This window comes from Candidatus Methylomirabilota bacterium (assembly GCA_036002485.1).
Taxonomy (GTDB): Bacteria; Methylomirabilota; Methylomirabilia; order Rokubacteriales; family CSP1-6; genus AR37.
Genome location: DASYTI010000093.1, coordinates 1 through 2,351, shown reverse-complemented (window position 1 = coordinate 2,351; position 2,351 = coordinate 1). Strand labels below are relative to the sequence as shown.

At 67.4% G+C, this 2,351-nt stretch carries 3 protein-coding genes; all 3 read left to right on the top strand.

From position 1 onward, the window contains the following. The coding region (locus VGT00_09045) for a hypothetical protein (GenBank protein HEV8531549.1) at window positions 1-850 on the top strand (850 nt) is incomplete at its 5' end. A gap of 25 nt (window positions 851-875) precedes the next feature. After that, the gene (locus tag VGT00_09040; GenBank protein HEV8531548.1) at window positions 876-1,817 is read left to right on the top strand and encodes an AraC family transcriptional regulator; all 942 of its coding nucleotides are present in this window, start codon (window positions 876-878) and stop codon (window positions 1,815-1,817) included. A gap of 92 nt (window positions 1,818-1,909) precedes the next feature. Beyond that, a partial coding sequence (locus tag VGT00_09035) for an alpha/beta fold hydrolase (protein ID HEV8531547.1) occupies window positions 1,910-2,351 on the top strand: 442 nt, incomplete at its 3' end.

The window sequence follows — 2,351 nt, the reverse complement described above, 5'->3', positions numbered from 1 at the left end:
GGCCAAGGGTGGCCTCGGAATCTACGATGTCTCGAATCCGAGCCGGCCGCGCGAGATCACCTTCTGGCCCTGCGGCGGCGCCGGCGTCCATCGCTTCACCTTCGACGGCCGCTATGCCTACCTCTCGCCCGAGATGGACGGTTACGTCGGCAACATCGTCATGATTCTCGATCTGGCCGATCCGAGCCGGCCGCAGGAAATCGGTCGCTGGTGGATGCCGGGGCAATGGACGGCGGGCGGCGAGACGCCCTCCTGGGAAGGCCGGCAGCATCGCTGTCACCACCCGATCCGCCTCGCCAATCGCCTCTATGTCAGCTACTGGCATGGTGGCTTCGTCATCCTCGACATCGAGGACATGGCCAAGCCCACCTTCGTCTCCGGGCTCGACTGGAGCCCGCCTTTCATCACGCCGACTCACACGGCACTGCCCGTGCCCTTCGCCCTTCACGGCCGGCGCGTGATGATCGTGGCCGACGAGGACGTGGCCAAGCTCGAGCCCGGATCGCCATCGTTCCTCTGGCTGGTGGACATCACCGACGAGCGGCACCCGATGCCGTTTGCGAGCTTTCAGGTCGCCGGCATCGACGGCAGCCCGCAGCCGGAGTTCACGGGCTGCCATCAGCCGTGCGAGCGCGTGACGGGACCCGAGCTCCCCGTGGCCTGGTTCGCCCACGGTCTCCGCATCGTCGACATCGCCAACCCCCACGCGCCGCGCGAGGTCGCGCATTTCCTGCCCGAGCCCCCCCAGGGATCGGCGCGCGTGTCGAGCAATGACGTGGAAGTGGACGGCCGCGGGCTCCTCTACCTCATCGACCGGGGGCGCGGGCTCCACATCCTCGAGCGCACGTGACGCTTCTCACGGAGTTTCGAGATTCGTGACGGGCGGCGATCGGCTCGAGTACGAGAAGCGGGTCAATCGCGTCATCGACCATATCCGCCAGCACCTGGCCGAGGAGCTCTCCCTCTCGAGCTTGGCCCGCGTTGCCGCCTTCTCGCCCTTTCATTTCCACCGCATCTTCAAGGCCATGACGGGCGAGACCCTGTTCGGCTTGATCCAGCGGCTCCGGATAGAGAGGGCGGCAGCGGCCCTGACGAGCCATGCCGATCAGAGCGTGCTCGAAGTCGCGCTGGATCATGGGTTCTCCTCCGCCGCCACCTTCGCGCGGGCATTCAGGGGACACTTCGGCATGAGCGCGACATCATGGCGTACGGGCGGAGCCGAGGGCTGGAGCGCGCGGCATAGGCCCGACGGCAATCCAGGCAAACAAGTTCGCAAGCGCGGCAAAGCAAGGCGTCTGCGCCCGCCGGATACTCCTCGCACACGCACCGAGGAGGCTCCCATGAGCGTTCAGGTCAAAGAGCTGCCCGCATTTCACGTCGCCTACATGCGCTACGTCGGGCCCTACGGACCGCACGGCATCCCGGAGCTCTGGGCGAGGTTCGGAAGATGGATGCAGGCCCACGGCCTCGCCTCCAGCACGGCGATCAAGCTGGGCGTGGCCTATGACGATCCGCGTATCACCGAGGCAGAGAAGTGCCGATACGACGCCTGTGTCGTGGTGCCGCGGGATTTTCCCTCTGACCGATCGGTCAATATCGTGGATATCCCGGGGGGCAAGTATGCGGTCTCGGAGTTCGTGGGCAGCGCCCACCAGATCCGAGAGGCGTGGGAACGTGTGTTCAGCGCCTGGCTGCCCGGGAGCGGCTACGAGCCCGATGACCGGCCCTGCTTCGAGGTCTATCGTGGAAACCCGGAGGTCGACGACAAGCCTGGAGTGTTCCGGTGCGAGCTCTGTCTTCCCGTGAGGCCACTCTGAGCCACCATCAGCCTACCCTTTGCCTTCGCGGGAGAGGGCGGCCTGAGCCGGCGTCGTTGCCCAGGGGTCATTGACCGTGTAGTCTGCGGGGCGTGTCGCCCGAGACTCGCCTCGTCCGCACGCCTGTTCTCGAGATCGCCTACGAGGCGCATGGCGAGCCCCAGGGCTTCCCAATCATCCTCCTGCACGGCTTTCCCGACGATGTGCGCGCCTGGGACGGTGTCGCCCCCGCTCTCGCGGCCGTCGGCCATCGCGTGCTCGTCCCGTATCTCCGCGGCTATGGGCCGACCCGGTTCCTTGACCCCGCGGCGCCGCGCATGGCGCAGCAGGCGGCCATCGGCCAGGACCTGCTCGACTTCATAGAGGCGCTCGCCCTGCCGCGCGTCGCCCTGGCGGGCTATGACTGGGGTGGACGCGCTGCCTGTATCGTTGCCCTCGTGGCGCCTGAGCGCGTGCGCGCGCTCGTCACCATCGGAGGCTATAACGTCCAAAACACCCTGGGGCCGCCGCGCCCCGCCAGCCCGCTCGAGGAGC